The sequence below is a fragment of the Halolamina salina genome (genome assembly GCF_054653455.1).
This window is the reverse complement of sequence record NZ_BAAIGE010000002.1, coordinates 2,369,218-2,388,892: the sequence shown is the minus strand read 5'-3', so window position 1 is coordinate 2,388,892 and position 19,675 is coordinate 2,369,218. Positions and strand designations below refer to the sequence as shown.

The window sequence follows — 19,675 nt, the reverse complement described above, 5'->3', positions numbered from 1 at the left end:
CCTCGTTCGCGTCCCGAGCTCGCCCCGGGAACGCTTCACCCGACACATATCCCCCTTTGTAAGTAGTAATGACTCGGCTGACACGATTCAGACCGAACCAGTTAGCGAACCGAAACGTCTCCGACCGAACCTGAGAACGGTGACCGACCCCACAGACCCGGCCTGACCGCACCTCAAGCCGGTCTTGAGGCGCCAACCGAAACCGCTCCAGTCGGTCGTTTTCGCCGATTCATCCGGGATCGAGAAACAACGCCGAGAAACGGAACTCCCGTGGCCGAAACCGCCGTCGACGCCGGCCCAATCAACCCCGAGCAACACCCCCGACGTGTACGGAACTTTATGGTGGTTCCCCGCCCATCCCGACCTCATGGACATTCGCGAAGCCGAACAGGGGTTCGACCACCCCGTGATCGGCGACGACACGCTGCCGGCGATGTTCGAGGCCAGCGCCGAGCGCAACGCCGGGGAGGTGGCCCAGCGCTACAAGGGGGGGATCTACGACCGCTCGCTGGTCGCCGAGGGCGTGATCCCCGCGGCGCCGGCGGGCGACTACGCCGACCTGCGCTACGAGGAGACCCGCGAGATCGTCCGCCACCTCGCCGCCGGCTTCCGCGATCTCGGCGTCGGGGCCGGCGACCGCGTGGGGCTGTTCGCCAACACCCGGATGGAGTGGGCGCAGGCCGACTTCGGCGTGCTCGCCGCCGGCGGCGTGGTCAACACCGTCTACAGCGGCTCCTCGGAGAACCAGACCGAGTACCTGCTGGGCGACGCCGGCGCCGAGGGTGTCGTCGTCGAGAACGGCGACCTGCTGCACAAGGTGCTGCACGTCGAGGACGAACTCGATCTCTCCTTCATCGTCGTGATGGACGAACCGGCCGACGGCAGCGGCGCCGCGGCGGCGGTGCGGGACCGCGACGACGTGCTCACGCTGGGCCAACTCCACGACCGCGGCGCCGACGCGTTCGACGAGGACGCCTACGAGGGCTGGCTCGACGAGCGCGACGGCGACGACCTCGCGAGCCTCGTCTACACTTCCGGCACCACCGGCCAGCCGAAGGGCGTCGAACTCACCCACTGGAACTTCCGGTCGAACGTGAACCAGTGTTTCCGGCGGTTCGGTCCCCGCCCCGACCGCGACCCGGACCTGCCGACGACCGACACCGACACCGTCGCGCTCTCCTTCCTCCCGCTTGCGCACGTGTTCGAGCGGCTGTCGGGCCACTTCCTGATGTTCGCGGCCGGCGCCACCATCGCCTACGCCGAGAGCCCGGACACGCTGCGTGAGGACTTCAAGCTGGTCGAGCCGACGACGTTCACCAGCGTCCCGCGCGTGTACGAGAAGCTGTACGCCGCCGTCCGGGAGCAGGCCAGCGAGTCGCCGATCAAACAGCGCATCTTCGAGTGGGCCGTCGACGTGGCCCGCGAGTACGAGCGGGCCGAGAATCCCGGCACCATCCTCTCGCTGAAGCACAACATCGGCGACAAGCTGGTCTACTCCAGCGTCCGCGAGGCGCTGGGGGACAACGTCGACTTCTTCGTCTCCGGCGGCGGCAGCCTCTCGGAGGACCTCTGCCGGCTGTTCCACGGGATGGGGATCCCGATCCTGGAGGGGTACGGCCTCACGGAGACCGCGCCCGTGCTCAGCGTCAACCCCATCGAGGACCCCAAACCCGGCACGATCGGCCCGCCGGTCGTCGACGTGGAGACGAAGCTCGACGAGTCCATCGGCGTGATGGGCGAGGACATCGAGGGCGAGACGGGCGAACTGCTCGTCCGCGGCCCGAACGTCACCGACGGCTACTGGGAGAAGCCCGAGGCGACCGACGAGGCGTTCGACGAGGCCGACGACGGCGGCGAGCCGTGGTTCCGCACCGGCGACGTGGTCGAGATCCGTCCCGACGGCTACATCGCGTTCCGCGAGCGGGCGAAACAGTTGCTGAAGCTCTCGACGGGGAAGATGGTGCCGCCGGGCCCGATCGAGGACGCGTTCGCCGACAACGAACTGATCGAGCAGGCGATGGTCGTCGGCGACGCCCGGAAGTTCGTCGGCGCGCTGATCGTCCCCGCATTCGACGCGATCCGCGCGTGGGGCGAGCGTGAGGGGCTGGACCTCCCCGAGTCCGACGACGAACTCTGCCACGACGACCGCGTCCGTGACCGCATCCGCCGCGAGGTCGAGACGATCAACGAGGGGTTCGAGAGCCACGAGCAGATCAAGCAGTTCCGACTGGTGCCCGAGGAGTTCACCCCAGAGAACGATCTCCTCACGCCGACGATGAAGAAGAAGCGCCGGAAGATTCTCGACCGCTGGAGCGACGAGGTCGAGGATCTCTACGAGTAACCGGCCGCGGTAGTCAGCCTTAAGCCGCGTCCACCGGACCGTTGTTGTGTGAGGGCGAACGGATCAGCGACAGCCGAGGTGCCGTAGATGGCCGGGAACGAGGCAGCCGTGCTGATCGCGGTCGTCGCCGGAGTCGTCGGTATCGGCGTCATCGCACAGGTGCTCTCGGACCGCTTCCGGGTGCCGAGTATCGTCTTCCTGATCGCGGCGGGGATCCTGCTCGGCCCGGAAGTGACCGGGCTGCTCAACCCCGTGGAGTTCGGGACCGCCGCGCTGTCGGCCATCGTCGGGCTCTCCGTCGCGATAATCGTCTTCGAGGGCGCGTTCCACCTCCGGATCGAGGAGATCCGGGAGGCGCCGAAGACGGCGTTCCGACTCGTCACCGTCGGCGCCGTGATCGCGCTGGTCGGGACGGGCGTGGCGGTCCACTACCTGCTCGGCGTCGACTGGCTCGTCTCCTTCCTCGTCGGGTCGCTGCTCGTCGCGACCGGGCCGACCGTTATCGCGCCGATCCTCGACGTGGTTCCGGTCCGGGACCGCGTCGGCGTCGCGCTCGACACCGAGGGGATCGTCAACGACGTGACCGCCGCGATCTCCGCGGTGGTGATCTTCGAGATCATCACCACCGGCGCGTCCGGCCCGAGCGCGCTCGTGACCCTGTTCGCCGAGCGGCTCGGCTACGGGCTGTTGGTCGGGATCGCGGTCGCCGGGCTGCTGTACTACGCGCTGCAGTACGTCGACCTCTCGCCGGGTAACGCGCCCCGCAACGCCCGGCTGCTGGTGCTCGCTGGCGCGCTCGTCGCCTACGCCGCCGCGAACTACCTCGCCAGCGAGGCCGGCGTCGCCGCCGTCGCCGTCGCGGGGATCCTGCTCGGGAACGCGGACGTGCCCTACGAGAAGGAGATCGCGGCGTTCAAAGGCGACGTGACGCTGATCGTGCTCTCGTTCGTGTTCATCACGCTGGCGGCGCTGCTCCAGTTCGACGTGCTGCTCGATCTCGGGTTCGCCGGGATCGGCGTCGTCGTCGTCGTCGCGCTGGTGCTGCGGCCGCTGCTGGTGTTCGTCTCCAGCGCGGGCGACCGGATCACCACCGAGGAGAAGCTGTTCATGAGCTTCGTCGGGCCGCGCGGGATCATCCCGGCGTCGGTGGCGACGCTGTTCGCCATCGAGCTCCGGAGCCCGGAGGTGGGGATGCCCGAGGCGGCCGACGTGCTCGTCGGCACCGTCTTCCTGACTATCCTGCTGACCGTGCTGTTCGAGGCGGGGCTGGCCCGCCAGATCGCGGAGAAACTCAACGTCATACCCATGCGAGTCATCATCGTCGGGGGCGGGTCGGTCGGGCGCGAGCTCGCGACCCGCCTCGAAGACCGAGGCGAGAACGTCGTCATCGTGGAGAACAACCAGGAACGCATTCAGAAAGTCCGGGACGCCGGGTTCACCGCCCACCACGGCGACGGCACCGACACGGAGGTGCTCCGGTCGGCCGGCGCGGACAACGCCAAGATCATCGTCGCCGCCACCGGCGACGACGACGCGAACCTGTTGATCTCCCAGCTCTCACAGTCGAAGTTCTCGCCGGAGCGCGTGATCGCGCGGACGAACAACCCCGAGAACGTCGACGCCTTCGAGGAGCTGGGCGTCCGGACGATCTCCTCGGCGATGGCCACCGCACAGGCGATGGACAACTACATCGAGCGCCCGGCGCTCGCCAACTGGATGCAGGGGATCGGCGAGACCGGTGACGTCCAGGAGATCGAGGTCACCGCGGATCCGCTGATCGGCGAGACGATCCGCGACCTCGGCCCGCAGCTCCCCGAGGGCTGTCTGATCGGGCTGGTCTGCCGGGACGAGGAGGCGTTCGTCCCCGAGGCCGACTTCACGCTCGAACGCGGCGACCGCGTGACGTTCATCGGCCGGAAGGATTCGGTCCGCAAGGCGATGAAGTGGGCCCACCCCGAGGAGTAGCGAGGCGGAAAAACTCCCCGGAGGGGAGGCAAACCGCCTCGGAGTACGAACGGCGAACGAAGTGAGCCGTGAGTAGCACGAGACGGGAAGCCGCGCGGTAGCCGTGAAACGCCCTGAACCCCTCCCGGCGGCGACCGATACCGACGACGGTTTCTCTCCCGATCCCCGACCGTCGGTAATGGCGCTCTCACGCCGTTCGTTCCTCCCTCTCCCGGTCGCGGTCGCGCTCGCCGGCTGTACGTCGCTGACCAACGACGCGGTCGAACTGGCGATCGAGAACCGCAGCGGCGGCGCCCGGGACGTGACCGCGACGGTGACGCCGGTCGCCGAGTACGACGGCAGCGACCCGCCGGCGCCCGACTTCGAGGGGACGGTCCCGCCCGGCTCCCGGCAGTTGGTCCCCGACGTGGCGCCCTCGCCCGACGCGGGCGAGGCGCCGATCCCCACGCGGGTCCACATCGTCACCGGTCCCTACGAGGACGCCCAGCGCGTCGACGTGACGGGGACGGGGACGATCGACGTGCGGATCACGCGGAACGGGCTGGAGATGTTCTTCGCGGCCCAGGACTGATTTGGGGCTTGATTGGTAGTTCTGAAGAAACCGTACAGCAACAGCATCTCGATCGTTGGCACCTTGTGACCGCACCGCCCCGCACAGCCCTCACTGCTCGCGGCTCACTCCGTTCGCCGCTCGCTTCGAGGCGGTTTGCCTCGCCTTCGGCGAGTTTTCCCGCCTCGCTTCCTCCCCAGCCGACTCACTCGCTCACGTCCGTTCGCGCACGGAGGCGCTCACGTCGCGCGCCGACTGCCGCAGCGGTGGCGGTGGACGCCTCGCGGCCGGCGACGGTCGCCGGCCGCGGGGGGAGGGGTGGGGATTCCGTGCTGGGCCGGGCCTCATGCCCGGCGCACTGCCGTCACAAGTGGTCTAGCACCGAGCTGCTGTTGCGGTTGCCGTTGCCGACGGCCCACAACCGTTTCCGTCGCACGTACCGCCCCAACAACCGACACTCGCGGCTGCCACTGGTTCCCATCGACCCGACACGGTTTTCCCGAATCACCGAGAAGCCCGCCCATGATCAGCCGACAGACGCTCCGGGAGGAGCCAGAGCGCGTCCGGGACGCGCTCGACTCGAAGGGCGTCGACGACGTGGACCTCGACGAGATCCTCGAGATCTACGACGAGTGGCGCGACCTCAAGGCCGAGGGCGACGACCTCCGCCACGAGCGCAACGAAGTCAGCCGAAAGATCGGCGAACTCAAACGCGAGGGCGAGGAGGAAGAGGCTCAGGAGGCGATCGACCGATCGAGCGAACTCAAGGAACGCCTCGAGGAGGTCGAAGACCGCGCCGACGAGCTCGAAAACGAACTCGAAGAGCGCATGATGCGCATCCCGATGCTCCCCGACGACGACGTGCCCCGCGGGGCAGACGAGAGCGAAAACGTCGAGCGCCGGCGCGAGGGGTTCGACGACCTGCGTGACCTGCCCGACGAGGTAACGCCGCACTACGACCTCGGTGAGGAACTGGACATCCTCGACTTCGAGCGCGGCGCGAAGGTCAGCGGCGGCGGCTACTACTTCGCGAAGGGCGAGGGCGCCCGCCTCGAACACGCGCTGATCCAGTTCTTCCTCGAGACCCACCGCGAGCAGGGGTACACCGACGTGTTCCCGCCGATCCCGGTCAACAGCCGGTCGATGGAGGGCACCGGCCAGTTCCCGAAGTTCACCGAGGACGCCTATCGGCTGGAGGGGAGCCACGACGAGCCGTACGACGACGACGACCTCTGGCTGCTCCCGACCGCGGAGGTGCCCGTCACGAACCTCCACCGCGACGAGATCCTGCTCGACGACGACCTGCCGCTGAAGTACCAGGCGTACTCGCCGAACTTCCGGCAGGAGGCCGGCGAGCACGGCACCGAAACCCGCGGAATCGTCCGCGTCCACCAGTTCAACAAGGTGGAGATGGTCAACTTCGTCCGGCCCGAGGAGAGCGACGAGCGCTTCGAGGGGCTGGTCTCGGAGGCCGAGTCGGTGCTGCAGGCGCTGGGGCTGCCCTACCGCATCCTCGAGATGTGTACGGGCGATCTGGGCTTCACGCAGGCCAAGAAGTACGACATCGAGGTGTGGGCGCCCGGCGACGACATGGCGGACGGTCCCGAGCAGGGCGGCCGCTGGCTCGAAGTCTCGTCGGTGTCGAACTTCCGTGATTTCCAGGCCCGCCGGGCGGGGATCCAGTACCGCCCCGAGCAGCACGAGTCGGCGGAGTACCTCCACACGCTCAACGGCTCGGGCGTCGCCGTCCCGCGCGTGCTGGTTGCGATCCTGGAGTACTACCAGAACGACGACGGCACCGTCGACGTGCCCGAACCGCTCCAGCCCTATATGGGCGGACAGGAGGTCATCGAGGGCCAGGAGCCGGTCGGCGAGAGCGCCGTCGGCGACGGGAACTGAGCGCTATTTCGTAAACGTTCGGAGATCGACGATCTCCCCGTTCTCCACGGTGAACAGGTCGACGAACGCGAGCAGTTCCTCGCCGTCTTCTCCGAACAGTCGGCCGTGTGCCGCGACCTCGCGCCCGCGGGCGTCGTCGCCGTCCTCGGTTTCGGGCAGGAACAGCGTGTCCACCGCGTGAACCGTGTCGGTCCGGGGGCGTTCGTCCATCATGAACGCGACGAACCGCTCGCGACCCTCGATAGTCCGGTCCGGGCGGTCGTGTCGGAACCCCGGCGCGAGCACGGCCGCGAGCCCGTCGGCGTCCATCGCGTCGACCGCCTCGTAGTAGCGTTCCACCGGATCAGTGTGGCTCATACCCCACGTCGGGCCAGCGGGGCCAAGAAGCCGCGGGTCTCCGGGGGGCATTTGTCGCTCGGGCGCCCAGCCGGGATGTGGACCTGCACGTCCGGTACGAGGGCGACGACGACCCCGAGAAGTGTACCGCCCGGAAGCTCTCGCGGTTCGACCTCGCCGAACTGCACCGCTCGGACCGCGCGACGCCGTACGGGGTCGTGCTCAACCCCCACGCCGAGCGCGCGCTCTCGCCCGCCGACCGCGAGGCCGCCGAGCACGCGCTGGTCGCGCTCGACTGCTCGTGGGAGTCCGCCGGCGAGAAGCAGTTCACCATCGACGGCGACCACCGCGCGCTCCCCTACCTCGTCGCCGCCAATCCGGTGAACTTCGGGAAGCCGATGCAGCTCACGACCGTCGAGGCGTTCGCCGGCGCGCTCGTGATTCTGGGCGAGAAGCCCCAAGCCGAGCAGATCCTCTCGAAGTTCACTTGGGGCGAGACGTTCCTCGAACTCAACGAGGAACCCCTCCAACGGTACTCGGAGTGCGAGGATTCGGCAGAGGTCGTCGAGATCCAGCAGGAGTATCTGGACCGATAAACCGCAGAGGGCGATATCGAATCTCTCTCGCGAGCCGATCGATCGTCTCCGGAGCCGTGCCGGCAGCTACTTCCGCCTTGAACGTTTATTCAGCCGCGTTCACATGGCGGCGATACAGGTCGACGGCCTCACCAAGCGCTTCGGTGAGACCGTCGCGGTGGACGACCTCTCGTTCACCGTCGAGGACGGGGAACTGTTCGGCTTGCTCGGTCCCAACGGCGCGGGCAAGTCGACGCTGATCAACATGCTCGTGACGCTGCTCGGACCAAGCGAGGGAACCGCGACCGTCGACGGGCACGACATCGTCGACGACACCGCGGCGGTCCGCAACAGCATCGGGATCGTGTTCCAGGAGCAGGCGCTCGACGAGGAACTGACGGGCGCGGAGAACCTCGCCTTCCACTCCCGGCTCTACGGCCAGTCCGCGGGCGAGCGCGAGGAGCGGATCGACGAGATCCTCGACCTCGTGGGGCTGGACGACGAGCGCGACGACCCGGTCGGCACCTACTCCGGCGGGATGAAGCGCCGGCTGGAGATCGGCCGCGGGCTACTCCACGAGCCGGCCGTGCTGTTCCTCGACGAGCCGACCACCGGGCTCGACGCGCGGACGCGCCGGGACTCCTGGGAGTACATCCGCCGGCTCAACGAGGAGGCCGGCGTCTCCGTCGTGCTGACGACTCACTACATCGAGGAGGCCGAACAGCTCTGTGACCGCGTCGCGGTCGTCGACGACGGAGAGATCGCCGCGATCGACTCCCCCGGCGCGCTCACGGAGTCGATCGGCGGCGACGTGGTCAGCCTCGAACTCGACGGTTCTACGGCGACGCTCCGGGACCGGCTCGCCGCGCAGTCGTGGGTGTCGGAGTTCTCGACCGCCGACGGCGGACTGCGCGTCACGGTCGATCACGGCCGGCAGCGGATCGCGGATCTCGTCCGGCTGGCCGACGACGCCGGCGTCCCGGTCACCGCCGTCGACGTGCGCGAGCCAAACCTCGAAACCGCGTTCCTCTCGCTGACGGGGGCGACGATGGCCGAGCGCGAAGCTGACGAAGCCGACAGCGCGGCGTCGGACGACGGTGAGGCGGTCGTCGGCGCCGCCGGGGGTGACCGATGAAGCGCGTCGGCCCGCTGGCGATCTACGCGCTCTGGCTCCGGGACGTGAAGCGGTTCGCCCGGACGCCCTCCCGGATCGTCGGCTCGATCGCGATGCCACTACTGTTCCTCGTCTTCCTCGGCTTCGGCTTCAGCGGCGCGGCGATCCCCGGGCTGCCCGAGGGCGTCGACTACCTCCAGTACCTCGTCCCCGGGATGGTCGGGTTCACGATGCTCTTCGGCGCCTCCTTCGCCGGGATGTCGATCCTCGCGGATCAGGAGGTCGGCTTCCTGAAGGAAATCCTCGTCGCGCCCGTCAGCCGTACGTCGATCGTGCTCGGGCGGATCGCCGGCGGGTCGACGACCGCGCTGGTGCAGGCGGCGCTGATCCTCCTGCTGTCGATCCCGCTGGGGTTCGAGATACGCAGCCTGCTGGCGCTGCCCGTGGCGCTCGTCGTGCTGCTGTTGATCGCGACGACGTTCGTCGGCTTCGGCGTCGCGCTGGCGTCGCAGTTCAGCGACAGCGAGGGGTTCGGGCTGGTCGTCCAGTTCGTCATCTTCCCGATCTTCTTCCTCTCGGGCGCGATCTACCCGATATCGAGCCTCCCCGACCCGGTGGGAGCGATCGCGCTCGCGAACCCGCTGACCTACGGCGTCGACGGCCTCCGCGCGGTGCTTGTGGGGAGTTCGACGTACCCGCTCACGCTGGATCTCGGCGCGCTCGTGGTCTCCTCGATCGTCACCGTCGCGATCGGCACGTACCTGTTCGAACGCGTCGAGGCCGTGTAGCGGCGAGCGGTTCGGCTGACCAGTCGTTTTACCTGCGCTGGCGCGCTACCGTTTCCCATGGCGAGCTTCCAGATCGGGCGGATCTACGGCATCCCGATCAAGATCGACGTGACGTTCCTGCTGGTGCTGCCGCTGTTCGCGTGGGTGATCGGCTCCCAGGTCGGCTTCTGGGTCGAGATTCTGGGCATCCTCCCGTCGGACGTGCCCGGGACGGCGCCGCTGACCGAGGGGAACACCCCCTGGATACTGGGCGCGGCGTCGGCGATCGGCCTGTTCGTCGGGGTGTTGCTCCACGAACTGGGCCACTCGCTGGTCGCGATGCGCTACGGCTTCGAGATCGACTCGATCAAGCTCTGGCTGCTCGGCGGCGTCGCCCAGTTCACGGAGATGCCCGAGGACTGGAAACAGGAGTTCTCGGTCGCCGTCGCGGGGCCGATCGTGAGCGTCGCGGTCGGGGTGGTCTCCTACGCGGCGTTCGTCGCGACGCCCGGGAGCCTCCCGGCCGTGCAGTTCGTGTTCGGCTACCTCGCACTGGTGAACGTCATGCTCGCGGCGTTCAACATGCTGCCGGGGTTCCCGATGGACGGCGGCCGCGTGCTGCGGGCGTTGCTCGCGCGGAACCGCTCGCACGTCCGCGCGACCCAGATCGCGGCGACGGTCGGCAAGGGGTTCGCGGTGCTGCTCGGCTTCGCGGGGCTGATCGGCTTCGACTTGATCCTCGTCGCGGTCGCCTTCTTCATCTACATCGGGGCCTCCGGCGAGGCCCAGCGCACCGCGCTGAAGGCGGCGTTCGAGGGCGTGACCGTCCGGGAGATCATGACGCCCGCCGAAGAGCTACAGACCGTCGACGAGGAGACCACCGTTGCCGAACTCATCGGGCGCATGCTCCGCGAGCGCCACGTCGGCTACCCCGTGCTGCGCAACGGGGAGTTCGTCGGGATGGTCACGCTCGACGACACGAAATCCGTCCCGGAGGTCGAGCGCGACGCCTACCTCGTCGAGGACGTGATGAACTACGACGTTCCGACCCTCTCGCCCGACAGCGAACTGATGGACGCCCTCGACGCGATCCAGGCCCACCGCACCGGCCGGCTCCCCGTGACGGACGCGGAGGGGAACCTCGTCGGCCTGCTCTCCCAGACTGACCTCGTGATGGCGTTCAATATCTCCCAGACCAGCGGCGGGCTTGCGGGGCTGCGTGGGCGAGAGCTCCCGCGTCAGTCGTAGCTCGGGGCGGATCCAGTCGTTCCCCGAACGGACGCGTTTTTACGCGTTGGCCGGGTAGAACCCCGCAATCGATGACTTTCGAAGATCTACCGACCACGCCCCGGTCGGAGGAGCTCCTCGACAAGGCGTTCTCCCGGGCGTCGCGGACGGGGCGGGCGAAGGACCCCTACGAGGCACAGGAAGCGATGCTACGGACCGCCGGCAACATCCTCTCGGACAACCTCCAGAACGTGGCGGGCGCCTGGCCCGACTTCGACTACGTCGACCCGTTCTACTACGAGCTCGCCGACGCGATCGTCGACGTGGATCGGCTGCGACAGGCGCTCAGCGAGGTGACGTGGGCGGGCAACCAGATCGAACAGCTCCGCGACGAGTACGCCTCGAAGATCCGCAACAGCGACACCGACACCGCCCGGAAGCACCGCAAGCAGGCGTTCGCCCGGATGGCCGACATCGTCGAGGAGATCGAGGACGACCTGCTGGTCGTCGGCGAGGCCCGGGACGAGCTCAAGACGCTGCCGGACATCCGGCCCGACGAGCCCGCGATCGTCGTCGCGGGCTACCCCAACGTGGGGAAGTCCTCCTTCGTCAACGCGGTGACCAACGCGAGCAACGCGATCGAGTCCTACCCGTTCACGACGACGGCGGTCCACGTCGGCCACTTCGAGCGCGACCACATCCGCTACCAGATCGTCGACACGCCGGGGCTGCTCGACCGCCCCGAGGACGAGCGCAACGACATCGAGGCCCAGGCCGTCTCCGCGCTGCGCCACCTCGCCGACGCCGTGCTGTTCGTCGTCGACGCCTCCGGGAACTGCGGCTACCCGCTGGACGCCCAACTCGAACTCCGGAACGAACTCGACGAGCGCTTCGACGCGCCGGTCGTGACAGTCTGCAACAAGTCCGACGTGTCGACCGACGTGGAGGCCGACGCCTACATGAGCGTGGCCGAAGGCGAGAACATCGAGGGGGTGCTCGACCGCCTCGTCGCGGCCGTCGACTGGGAGCCCGACATCCCGCCCTCGCGCAACGCCTGAGCCGTCGCCGAGCCGTCGCCGCCCGCCGTCTCGACGGCGGTGTACCGCACCGCGACCGCGACGTTCTCGCCGCTGCTGAAGCCGAACGGTCCGCCGCCGATACTGTCGATCCGATCGGCGAGCCGCTCGGCCAGCGCCGGCGGCTCCTCGCCCGGCGGGTAGCCGACGGTCACCACCACCCGCTCGGGGCTGCGGAACGGGAACGCGGCGCCGTGTTCCACCTCGAAGTCGATCAGCGACAGCGACGGCTCCCCCGCTAACAGCGCCTCGGTCTCCGCGCGGGCGTCGTCCGCGAACGCCGCGCGCTGGGTGGAGGCGTACGTCGCGCCCGCGAGCACCGACGAGAGGATCAGCACTGCGACCGCCAGCGCGCCGATGCGCTTGGCGGTGTCCTTCCGGGCCTCGCCCACCTTGAACCACTCCTCGGGCTGGTAGCCCTGGTACCAGAACACCGCCAGCGCGACGAGGTTGATCGAGAGGAAGTTCACCGCGACCAGCACCGCCGAGCCGACGACGGCGGCCGGGCGACCCCACGCGATCCCGATGCCGACGACCGCGGTCGGCGGCACCAGCGCCGCGGCGATCATCACGCCCACCAGCGCCGAGGAGACACCCGAGGACAGCGAGAGCGCGCCCGCGATCCCGGCCGCGAGCGCGACCACCAGCGACGGGACGCCCGGCGAGAGCCGCTCCCGGACCTCGCCGATCGCGAGCACCTCGTTCGTCCCCAGCGGGACGATGTTCCCGAAGCGCAACAGCCCCGCGAACGCGGCCGCGCTCGCGACCGCGAGCAGCGCGCCCGCGGTCTGGAGCTTGATCCCCCGGACGAACAGCTCGCGGTCGTCGAGGACCGAGCCAACGCTGGTGGCCATCGCCGGCCCGATCAGCGGCGCGATCACCATCGAGCCGACGACGACCGCCGGAGAGTCGAGCAACAGCCCCGCGGTCGCGACGACGGCGCTGATCGCGGTCATCACGAGGAACGGCACCCAGTCGGGCGCGAGGTCGGCCGCCCGCGTGATCAGCTCGTCGCGGGCGATGCGCTCGCCCTCCTCGCCCTCGGTCCACTCCTTCTCCAGCTGGTCGTAGCGCTCGGAGACCACCGTCTCCGCACCGAGCACGACCGTGTAGGCGTCGCGGTCGATCCCCGTCTCCTCCCGGAGCTGATCGAGGATCGGTTCGACGGCGTTGGTCGGCAGCGGGAACGAGACGACGCCGGTGTAGCGCCGGCCGCTGGTCTCGTCCGACAGCGCGTAGTCGATCCCGTTCTCGTCCAGCACCGAGAGCACGGCCTCCCGCTTCCCGGCGGGGATCATGACCTGTACGAGTCGCACAGGCGTGTCTCTCACGGGGCGGGCAAATAGCCGGCGGTGGTGACCACTCCGCCTTTCGCTATCGCACTATCAGATTTATCGGCCCCTCCTGCCGACCCGTGAGCGTTAACCCCGGCAGCCGGCTATCCACAGCTATGTCTTTCGAGAACCGACCGGACCGCGGGGACGAGGTCGTCCTCGTCGGCCGGTCGAACGTGGGGAAGTCGACGCTGATGCGGGAGCTGACGGGCCACAGCTTCGACACCGGGGGGAAGCCGGGGGTGACCCGCCAGCCCAACCACTACGACTGGGCCGGGCAGGACTTCATGTTCACCGACCTGCCGGGCTTCGGCTTCATGTCCGGCGTCGACGAGCAACAGCGCGAGCAGATCAAGACCGACGTGGTTCGCTACGTCGAGGACAACGCCGACGACATCCTCGCGGGCGTGCTGGTCGTCGACGGGAAGGCGGTGATCGACATCATCGACCGCCACCGCGAGAACGGCGACATCCCCCACGACGTGGAGATGTTCCACTTCCTGCAGGACGTGGGCGTCGATCCGATCGTCGCGGTCAACAAGATGGACAAGGTCGACGACCGCGACGAGCGACTTAACGACCTCTGTGACCGACTCGGGCTGTTCCCGCCCTGGCAGCAGTACCGGGAGACGATCTGTCCGATCACTGCGAAGACCGGCAGCATCGGGCCGCTGGAGGAGGCGCTGGGCCAGCGGTTCCGCGAGGCCAAGCGCGAGGAACTCCTGCAGTTCGTCAGCTGAACGCGGACCGACGCCTCGCGTAACGCTCTTCCGCTTCGGCACCCCTCTTTCGGCCATGTCTGCGGTCACCGGGCCCCCGCCGGAGCTCGACGAGCGCCGGGACGAGCTCACGCCGATGCTCCAGCAGTACGTGGACCGCTGCCGGGAGCACGACGACGCGCTCGTGCTGTTCCGGGTGGGGGACTTCTACAAGACGTTCTGCGGCATCGCCGAGGAGGTCGCCCGGATCTGCGAGCTCACGATGATCGAGCGGGAGGACTCCACGGGCACCTACGACGCGGCGGGGATCCCCGTCGACAACGCCGCGGAGTACATCGAGCGCTTACTCGAGGCCGGCCACCGTATCGCGATCGCCGATCAGGTCGAGGACCCCAGCGAGACGAACGGGATCGTCGAGCGCGCGGTCACGCAGATCATCACCCCCGGCACCGTCGTCGACGACGAACTGCTGTCGCCCGATTCGACGTACGTCGCGAGCGTGGTCGGCGGCGAGGAGGCGTTCGCGGTCGCCAGCGTCGACGTTTCGACCGGGGAGTGCCGAGTCGCTCCCGCGTCCGACCCCGCGAGCGCACGCGAGGAGGTGGCACGTGTCGGCCCCGCGGAACTGCTCTCGGGGCCGGGCGCGCCCGACATCGATGCTCCCTGTCCAACGACCGACTGGGACGACGACGCCTTCGCGCCCGACGCGGCCCGCGAGACGCTCGCGGAGTACGCCGATCCCCACCGCTTTTCCGGCGTCGAGACCCGCGCCGTCGGCGGGCTGCTCGCCTACGCCGAGTACACGCAGGGCGACGACGGCGCGCTCGACTACGTCTCCCGGGTCCAGCGCTACGACCCCGCCGACTGCCTGCGCCTCGACGCCGCCGCGCTGCGCAGCCTCGAACTGTTCGAGAACCGCGCGGGCGGCGACCGCGACGGCGACACGCTGTTCGAGACGGTGAACGAGACGGTCTGTGCGCTGGGGCGCCGCCGGCTGGCGTCGTGGCTCCGCCGCCCGCTGGTCGACCGCCGCGCGATCGAGGCCCGGCTCGACGCCGTCGAGGAGCTGTCGACGCGGACGCTGCTGCGCGAGGAACTGCGCGACGAACTCAGCGCCGCCTACGACCTCGAACGGCTGGTCTCGCGGGTCTCCCGCGAGCGAGCGAACGCGCGGGACCTGCGCTCGGTCGCGGGCACGCTCGCCATCGTTCCAGAGCTGAAAGCGGCGCTCGACGACGCCGAATCCGACCGCCTGCAGGCGCTCCGCGACGACCTCGACGAACTCGCGGAGACGCGGGAACTGATCGAGGCCGCGATCGCGGAGGACCCGCCGCAGGAGATCACCGAGGGCGGCGTGATCGCCGACGGCTTCGACGACGAACTCGACGAGGTGCGCGCGACCGAACGCGAGGGTCGCGAGTGGGTCGCCGACCTCGAAGCCAAGGAGCGCGAACGGACCGGGATCGACAACCTCGAAGTCGGCCACAATCAGGTCCACGGCTACTACATCGAGGTGACCGACAGCCACCTCGACGAGGTGCCCGAGGAGTACCGCCGGCGGCAGACGCTGAAGAACTCCGAGCGGTTCGTCACGCCCGAACTCCGCCGGCGCGAGGACGAAATTCTGGGCGCCGCCGAGCGCGCCGACGCGCTGGAGTACGACATCTTCCGCGAGGTCCGTGCGCAGGTCGCCGACGCGGCCGACCGCCTGCAGGCGCTCGCCGACGACCTCGCGGATCTCGACGCGCTGCTCTCGCTCGCGACGGTCGCTGTAGGGCCGGAGTTCTGCCGGCCAGCGTTCCACGACGGCGACGAGTCGCTCGAGATCGAGGCCGGGCGCCACCCCGTCGTCGCACAGGCGCAGGAGGAGTTCGTGCCCAACGACGCCGACCTCCCCGCCGGCAGCGTCGCGCTGATCACCGGCCCCAACATGAGCGGGAAGTCGACGTACATGCGGCAGGTCGGGCTGATCTGCGTGCTCGCGCAGGCCGGCGGGTTCGTCCCCGCCGAGTCCGCGAGCCTCCCCGTGCTCGACCGCGTGTTCACCCGCGTCGGCGCCAGCGACGACATCGCGGGCGGGCAGTCGACGTTCATGCGCGAGATGAGCGAACTCACCGACATCCTCCACGACGCCACGGAGAACTCGCTGGTCCTGCTGGACGAGGTCGGGCGCGGCACCTCCACCGCCGACGGCCTCGCGATCGCCCGTGCGGCCACGGAGTTCCTCCACGACGAGGTGGGCGCCCGGACGCTGTTCGCGACCCACTACCACGACCTGACCGCGCTGGCCGACGAGCGCGAGGGAGTGTTCAATCTCCACTTCACCGCGATCCGTGACGGCGAGGACGTAACCTTCCTCCACCGCGTGGACGAGGGACCCTCGTCCTCCTCCTACGGCGTCGAGGTCGCCCGGATGGCCGGCGTCCCGGAGGCGGTCGTCGAGCGCTCGCGGGAGTTGGTAGAGGACGAGGAGACCACGGCGTCGGCAGACGCGACGACCGAACCGACGCAGGCCGCCACGGACGGCGCGGGCGTCGATACCGCTACCACGATCGACACCGACGACGCCGAACCCTCGCCGCCGCCGGGCCAGCAGACGCTGCCTGGAACCGAACCCGACGACACCGACACCGACGAGATCGCCGCCGAACTCCGCGACATCGACCTCGCTCGGACCACCCCCATCGAGGCGCTGAACCGCCTGCAGGAACTCCAGGACCGCGTCTCGCGATGAGCGACGCGACCGACCCGCCGACGGTCGAACGACTCGACGAGGAGACGGTCGACCGCATCGCGGCCGGCGAGGTGATCACCCGGCCCGCGCGGGTCGTCGGCGAACTGCTGGACAACGCGCTCGACGCCGGCGCCGACTCGATCCGGATCGAGATCGACGGCGACGGCACCGAACGAATCCGCGTATCGGACGACGGCCACGGGATGGCTCGCGCAGACGCCGCCCGAGCAGTCGAGCGTCACGCGACGAGCAAGCTCCGGGACGCCGCGGAGCTTCCGGCCACCACCAGCCTCGGCTTCCGGGGCGAGGCGCTCCCGAGCATCGCCGATGCAGGCCGGCTCGAACTGGTCACCAGCGACGGTAGCGAGCCGGGAACGCGGCTCGTGGTCGGCGACGAAGGCGACATCCGGATCACTGACGCCGGGCGCGCCCGTGGGACGACGGTGATCGTCCGCGATCTGTTCGGGGACCGTCCCGCGCGCCGCGAGTCGCTGGGCGGCGAGGGCGCGGAGTTCGCTCGGATCTCCGAACTGGTCGCGCGCTACGCGCTCACCCGGCCGGACGTGTCGTTCTCGCTCTCTCACGACGGCCGCGAGGTGTTCGAGACGCCCGGAAGCGGCGCTTACGAAGACGCGCTCGCGGCCGTCTACGACCGCCACGTTGCCGCGCGGTCGACGACGTTCGCCCACGAGACGACGCTCTCCGACGGCGAACAGCTCCACGTCGAGGGCGTCCTCGCGTACCCCTCGACGACGCGCGCGGACCGCTCACATCTCCGGACTGCGGTCAACGACCGCCCGGTCGTCGACGGAGGCCTCCGCCGCGCGGTCGAGCGGGGCTACGGCACGCTGCTGCCCGACGGCCGCCACCCGATCGCGGTGGTCTCGGTGTCGCTGCCGCCCGAAACCGTCGACGCGAACGTCCACCCCGCGAAGGCGGAGGTCGCGCTCTCGGCACGGGACGCGGTGGAGGCGGCGGTCGAGACCGGCGTGAACGACGCGCTCACGACCGCGGATCTCCGGCGCTCGGGCGAGGTCGCGATGGGGCTGGAGGAGTCGCTCGCGCCGAGAGAGAACGACTCCGCGCTCGCCGACGCCAAGGTACTCGGGCAGTTCCGCGAGACGTACCTGCTCTGTGCGGAGGGCGACGACCTGCTCGTGATCGACCAGCACGCGGCCCACGAGCGGGTGAACTTCGAGCGTCTGCGGGCCGCCGTTTCGGGTGCGTCGATCGAACGCGCGGAGTTTTCGCCGCCGGAGACGCTCTCGCTGTCGCCCGCCGAGGCCGCGGTCGTCGAGGAGCGTGCCGACGACCTCGCGGCGCTCGGCTTCGACGCCGAGCCGTTCGGCGGGACGACGGTGAAGCTCTCGACAGTGCCCGCGCCGCTGGGTCGGCCCGCCGACGCGGGTGCGTTCCGCGAGACCCTCGCCGCGCTCGCGAGCGGCGACGATCCGGAGGACGCCCGCGAGGACGCGCTGGCCGAGTTGGCTTGTCACCCGTCGCTGAAGGCCGGCGACGCGCTGGATACCGAGGACGCACAGGCGCTCGTCGACCGACTCGGGCAGTGCGAGCAGCCGTTCGCCTGCCCGCACGGCCGGCCGACGGTGCTCAGCGTGAACGAGGAGACGCTGGCCGCCGGTTTCGAACGACAGTAACCGCCGCTACCACTCTTTACAGTCCGGACACACCAGCGCGTCCGGATTGAGATCCGGGTTCTCCGCCGTTCCGCCCTCGCCGGCGTGCCAGCGTTTCTCCACCGTCGCCCCGCAGGCCGCACATTCGGCGCCGTCCGGCGTCGACGTGTAGGTGAACGTCGGCGTTTCGGGCTCGGCGTCGGTCGCGTCGTCGGACTCCGGGCCGTCGTTTGGCCCGTGTGCGCCATCCTCGGGATCGCTCGCCCCGTCGGCGCCGTCCGCGGAATCGTCTGCGCCGTCCCCACTCCCGGCGAAGTCGGTGAGGCTGGCGTCGTCAGTCATACAGCGGTCTGGGGCCGGCGGGGGTTTAGCGCTGGCGTCCCGCAAGCGAACCCTTTTCACCCATGACGGGCCGTTACCCGGGCATGGACCCCGGACACCCGCTGCAGGGCATGACCGACCTCTGGGACGACACCATCGACGATATGCAGGCCACCGCGGAAGAGCTCCGGGAGGAGGGCTGGGAGACGGTCGAACTCCGCCCCGGCGCGGTGACGCCGCTGCCCCGACTGGAGACCGACGACGGCTACGAGGACGACCGCACGGGGTTCGACGTGCTCGTGCCGGGTAACGAGTTCGAGGCAGTACAGGAGGCCGTCGACGGCGCCGAGTTCGACGAGTACGAGGCGTACAACGCCCAGACCAACGGCGTCGTCTTCGCCGTCGTCGTGATGAAGGCCGCCGAGGCGGGCCGGGCGGTGCTGATCCCGATCTACTACGAGGTCGAGGACGCCGAGGAGACCGCTCGGCGGATCGAGGCCGAGGGCGAGAGCCGGCTGTACGTCCGGCCGCTAGACGACAGCGAGCGCGTGCTGTTCGTCCAGCAACACCCCCAGGCGCTGCTGCCCGGCGAGGAGTAACGGCCGCGTTCGGCCCACCCCTGCCGGAACGGGCGGTTTCGACGTGTTTTTCAGCCGCGGCCGAGATTTTCGGGTATGGCCGAACTCAAGCTCGTCGTGTCGGACCCCGACACGGGCAACACGTATCAGACGGAGGTCGACGGACAGGACGCCAACCGCTTCATCGGGCGCTCGCTGGGCGAGGAGGTCGACGGCGACGTCGTCGGGCTCTCGGAGTCCACGCTGAAGCTCACCGGCGGCTCGGACGCCGCCGGCCGACCGATGCGCGAGGACGTCTCCGGCTCGAACCTCAAACAGCTCCTGCTCGAGGGCGGCGTCGGCTACCACCCCGAGAAGGACGGCGAGCGACGCCGCGTCACGGTCCGCGGCGCCGAGTTCAGCGAGGAGAGCGCGCAGGTCAACGCCAAGGTGCTCGGCGACGAGGACGTCGCGGCCGCCTTCGGCGAGGGCGACGACGAAGACGAGGAGTAAGCTTTCTCTCAGC

Annotated in this window: 17 protein-coding genes; 14 read left to right on the top strand and 3 right to left on the bottom strand. The window is 69.4% G+C overall.

Annotated features, from left to right (window positions below):
* Positions 1 to 367 precede the first annotated feature (367 nt).
* From ACYQZ5_RS12770 to serS, 4 genes are all read left to right on the top strand, one after another.
* On the top strand, positions 368 to 2,341 hold the full coding sequence (locus ACYQZ5_RS12770; RefSeq protein WP_379731131.1) for an AMP-dependent synthetase/ligase: 1,974 nt from the start codon (positions 368 to 370) through the stop codon (positions 2,339 to 2,341).
* 87 nt (positions 2,342 to 2,428) lie between these two features.
* Positions 2,429 to 4,306: a cation:proton antiporter domain-containing protein gene (locus ACYQZ5_RS12765; protein WP_379731132.1), complete on the top strand. Its 1,878-nt coding sequence runs from the start codon at positions 2,429 to 2,431 to the stop codon at positions 4,304 to 4,306.
* 178 nt (positions 4,307 to 4,484) lie between these two features.
* Entirely contained in the window at positions 4,485 to 4,877 is a 393-nt protein-coding gene (locus ACYQZ5_RS12760; RefSeq protein ID WP_379818127.1) for a hypothetical protein, read from the top strand.
* A 501-nt stretch (positions 4,878 to 5,378) separates the two neighbouring features.
* Positions 5,379 to 6,755, top strand: a complete 1,377-nt coding sequence (gene serS, locus ACYQZ5_RS12755; RefSeq protein WP_379731457.1) for a serine--tRNA ligase — start codon at positions 5,379 to 5,381, stop codon at positions 6,753 to 6,755.
* A gap of 3 nt (positions 6,756 to 6,758) precedes the next feature.
* Here serS and ACYQZ5_RS12750 read toward each other — a convergent pair whose 3' ends face one another.
* The gene (locus ACYQZ5_RS12750) at positions 6,759 to 7,112 is read right to left on the bottom strand and encodes a nuclear transport factor 2 family protein (RefSeq protein WP_379731458.1); all 354 of its coding nucleotides are present in this window, start codon (positions 7,110 to 7,112) and stop codon (positions 6,759 to 6,761) included.
* A gap of 77 nt (positions 7,113 to 7,189) precedes the next feature.
* Between ACYQZ5_RS12750 and ACYQZ5_RS12745 the strand changes: the two genes are divergently transcribed.
* From ACYQZ5_RS12745 to ACYQZ5_RS12725, 5 genes are all read left to right on the top strand, one after another.
* Entirely contained in the window at positions 7,190 to 7,687 is a 498-nt protein-coding gene (locus tag ACYQZ5_RS12745) for a DUF367 family protein (RefSeq protein ID WP_379818126.1), read from the top strand.
* 103 nt (positions 7,688 to 7,790) lie between these two features.
* Entirely contained in the window at positions 7,791 to 8,801 is a 1,011-nt protein-coding gene (locus ACYQZ5_RS12740; RefSeq protein ID WP_379731460.1) for an ABC transporter ATP-binding protein, read from the top strand.
* The gene (locus tag ACYQZ5_RS12735) at positions 8,798 to 9,568 is read left to right on the top strand and encodes an ABC transporter permease (RefSeq protein WP_379731461.1); all 771 of its coding nucleotides are present in this window, start codon (positions 8,798 to 8,800) and stop codon (positions 9,566 to 9,568) included. Before ACYQZ5_RS12740 ends, ACYQZ5_RS12735 begins: the two co-directional genes overlap by 4 nt.
* Positions 9,569 to 9,625: 57 nt before the next feature.
* Positions 9,626 to 10,795: a CBS domain-containing protein gene (locus tag ACYQZ5_RS12730; RefSeq protein ID WP_379731462.1), complete on the top strand. Its 1,170-nt coding sequence runs from the start codon at positions 9,626 to 9,628 to the stop codon at positions 10,793 to 10,795.
* Positions 10,796 to 10,866: 71 nt separating this feature from the next.
* Positions 10,867 to 11,832 carry an NOG1 family protein gene (locus ACYQZ5_RS12725; protein ID WP_379731463.1) on the top strand — a complete coding sequence of 322 codons (966 nt, stop codon included), beginning with the start codon at positions 10,867 to 10,869 and terminating at the stop codon, positions 11,830 to 11,832.
* Here the strand turns inward: ACYQZ5_RS12725 and ACYQZ5_RS12720 are convergent.
* A complete protein-coding gene (locus ACYQZ5_RS12720; RefSeq protein ID WP_459846385.1) occupies positions 11,730 to 13,166 on the bottom strand; it encodes a TIGR00341 family protein in 1,437 nt (478 codons plus the stop codon). The two genes, ACYQZ5_RS12725 and ACYQZ5_RS12720, sit on opposite strands and share 103 nt — an antisense overlap.
* A gap of 134 nt (positions 13,167 to 13,300) precedes the next feature.
* Between ACYQZ5_RS12720 and engB the strand changes: the two genes are divergently transcribed.
* Genes engB through mutL form a run of 3 tightly spaced genes read left to right on the top strand, consistent with a single transcriptional unit; the run spans position 13,301 to position 18,292 of the window.
* The gene (engB, locus tag ACYQZ5_RS12715; protein WP_379732568.1) at positions 13,301 to 13,924 is read left to right on the top strand and encodes a GTP-binding protein EngB; all 624 of its coding nucleotides are present in this window, start codon (positions 13,301 to 13,303) and stop codon (positions 13,922 to 13,924) included.
* 55 nt (positions 13,925 to 13,979) lie between these two features.
* Complete coding sequence (gene mutS, locus ACYQZ5_RS12710) at positions 13,980 to 16,637, top strand: DNA mismatch repair protein MutS (RefSeq protein ID WP_459846383.1); 2,658 nt, start codon at positions 13,980 to 13,982, stop codon at positions 16,635 to 16,637.
* The gene (mutL, locus tag ACYQZ5_RS12705) at positions 16,634 to 18,292 is read left to right on the top strand and encodes a DNA mismatch repair endonuclease MutL (protein WP_459846381.1); all 1,659 of its coding nucleotides are present in this window, start codon (positions 16,634 to 16,636) and stop codon (positions 18,290 to 18,292) included. The genes mutS and mutL overlap by 4 nt, the downstream gene beginning before the upstream one ends.
* Positions 18,293 to 18,298: 6 nt before the next feature.
* Here the strand turns inward: mutL and ACYQZ5_RS12700 are convergent, their stop codons facing one another.
* Positions 18,299 to 18,613 (bottom strand): DUF7573 domain-containing protein, encoded by a 315-nt coding sequence (locus tag ACYQZ5_RS12700; RefSeq protein WP_379732685.1) that lies wholly within the window; start codon positions 18,611 to 18,613, stop codon positions 18,299 to 18,301.
* A gap of 83 nt (positions 18,614 to 18,696) precedes the next feature.
* On the opposite strand from ACYQZ5_RS12700, the gene ACYQZ5_RS12695 reads away from it, so the two are divergent.
* Positions 18,697 to 19,191 carry a DUF7529 family protein gene (locus ACYQZ5_RS12695; RefSeq protein ID WP_379732684.1) on the top strand — a complete coding sequence of 165 codons (495 nt, stop codon included), beginning with the start codon at positions 18,697 to 18,699 and terminating at the stop codon, positions 19,189 to 19,191.
* 75 nt (positions 19,192 to 19,266) lie between these two features.
* Positions 19,267 to 19,662: a 30S ribosomal protein S6e gene (locus tag ACYQZ5_RS12690; protein ID WP_379732683.1), complete on the top strand. Its 396-nt coding sequence runs from the start codon at positions 19,267 to 19,269 to the stop codon at positions 19,660 to 19,662.
* Positions 19,663 to 19,675 lie beyond the last annotated feature (13 nt).

Coding starts and splice junctions, on each gene's coding strand:
- mutL (WP_459846381.1), top strand. CDS start 16,634: ATGAGCGACGCGACCGACCCGCCGACGGTCGAACGACTCGACGAGGAG.
- ACYQZ5_RS12735 (WP_379731461.1), top strand. CDS start 8,798: ATGAAGCGCGTCGGCCCGCTGGCGATCTACGCGCTCTGGCTCCGGGAC.
- ACYQZ5_RS12690 (WP_379732683.1), top strand. CDS start 19,267: ATGGCCGAACTCAAGCTCGTCGTGTCGGACCCCGACACGGGCAACACG.
- ACYQZ5_RS12770 (WP_379731131.1), top strand. CDS start 368: ATGGACATTCGCGAAGCCGAACAGGGGTTCGACCACCCCGTGATCGGC.
- ACYQZ5_RS12700 (WP_379732685.1), bottom strand. CDS start 18,613: ATGACTGACGACGCCAGCCTCACCGACTTCGCCGGGAGTGGGGACGGC.
- ACYQZ5_RS12730 (WP_379731462.1), top strand. CDS start 9,626: ATGGCGAGCTTCCAGATCGGGCGGATCTACGGCATCCCGATCAAGATC.
- engB (WP_379732568.1), top strand. CDS start 13,301: ATGTCTTTCGAGAACCGACCGGACCGCGGGGACGAGGTCGTCCTCGTC.
- ACYQZ5_RS12760 (WP_379818127.1), top strand. CDS start 4,485: ATGGCGCTCTCACGCCGTTCGTTCCTCCCTCTCCCGGTCGCGGTCGCG.
- ACYQZ5_RS12740 (WP_379731460.1), top strand. CDS start 7,791: ATGGCGGCGATACAGGTCGACGGCCTCACCAAGCGCTTCGGTGAGACC.
- ACYQZ5_RS12725 (WP_379731463.1), top strand. CDS start 10,867: ATGACTTTCGAAGATCTACCGACCACGCCCCGGTCGGAGGAGCTCCTC.
- ACYQZ5_RS12750 (WP_379731458.1), bottom strand. CDS start 7,112: ATGAGCCACACTGATCCGGTGGAACGCTACTACGAGGCGGTCGACGCG.
- serS (WP_379731457.1), top strand. CDS start 5,379: ATGATCAGCCGACAGACGCTCCGGGAGGAGCCAGAGCGCGTCCGGGAC.
- ACYQZ5_RS12765 (WP_379731132.1), top strand. CDS start 2,429: ATGGCCGGGAACGAGGCAGCCGTGCTGATCGCGGTCGTCGCCGGAGTC.
- mutS (WP_459846383.1), top strand. CDS start 13,980: ATGTCTGCGGTCACCGGGCCCCCGCCGGAGCTCGACGAGCGCCGGGAC.
- ACYQZ5_RS12695 (WP_379732684.1), top strand. CDS start 18,697: ATGGACCCCGGACACCCGCTGCAGGGCATGACCGACCTCTGGGACGAC.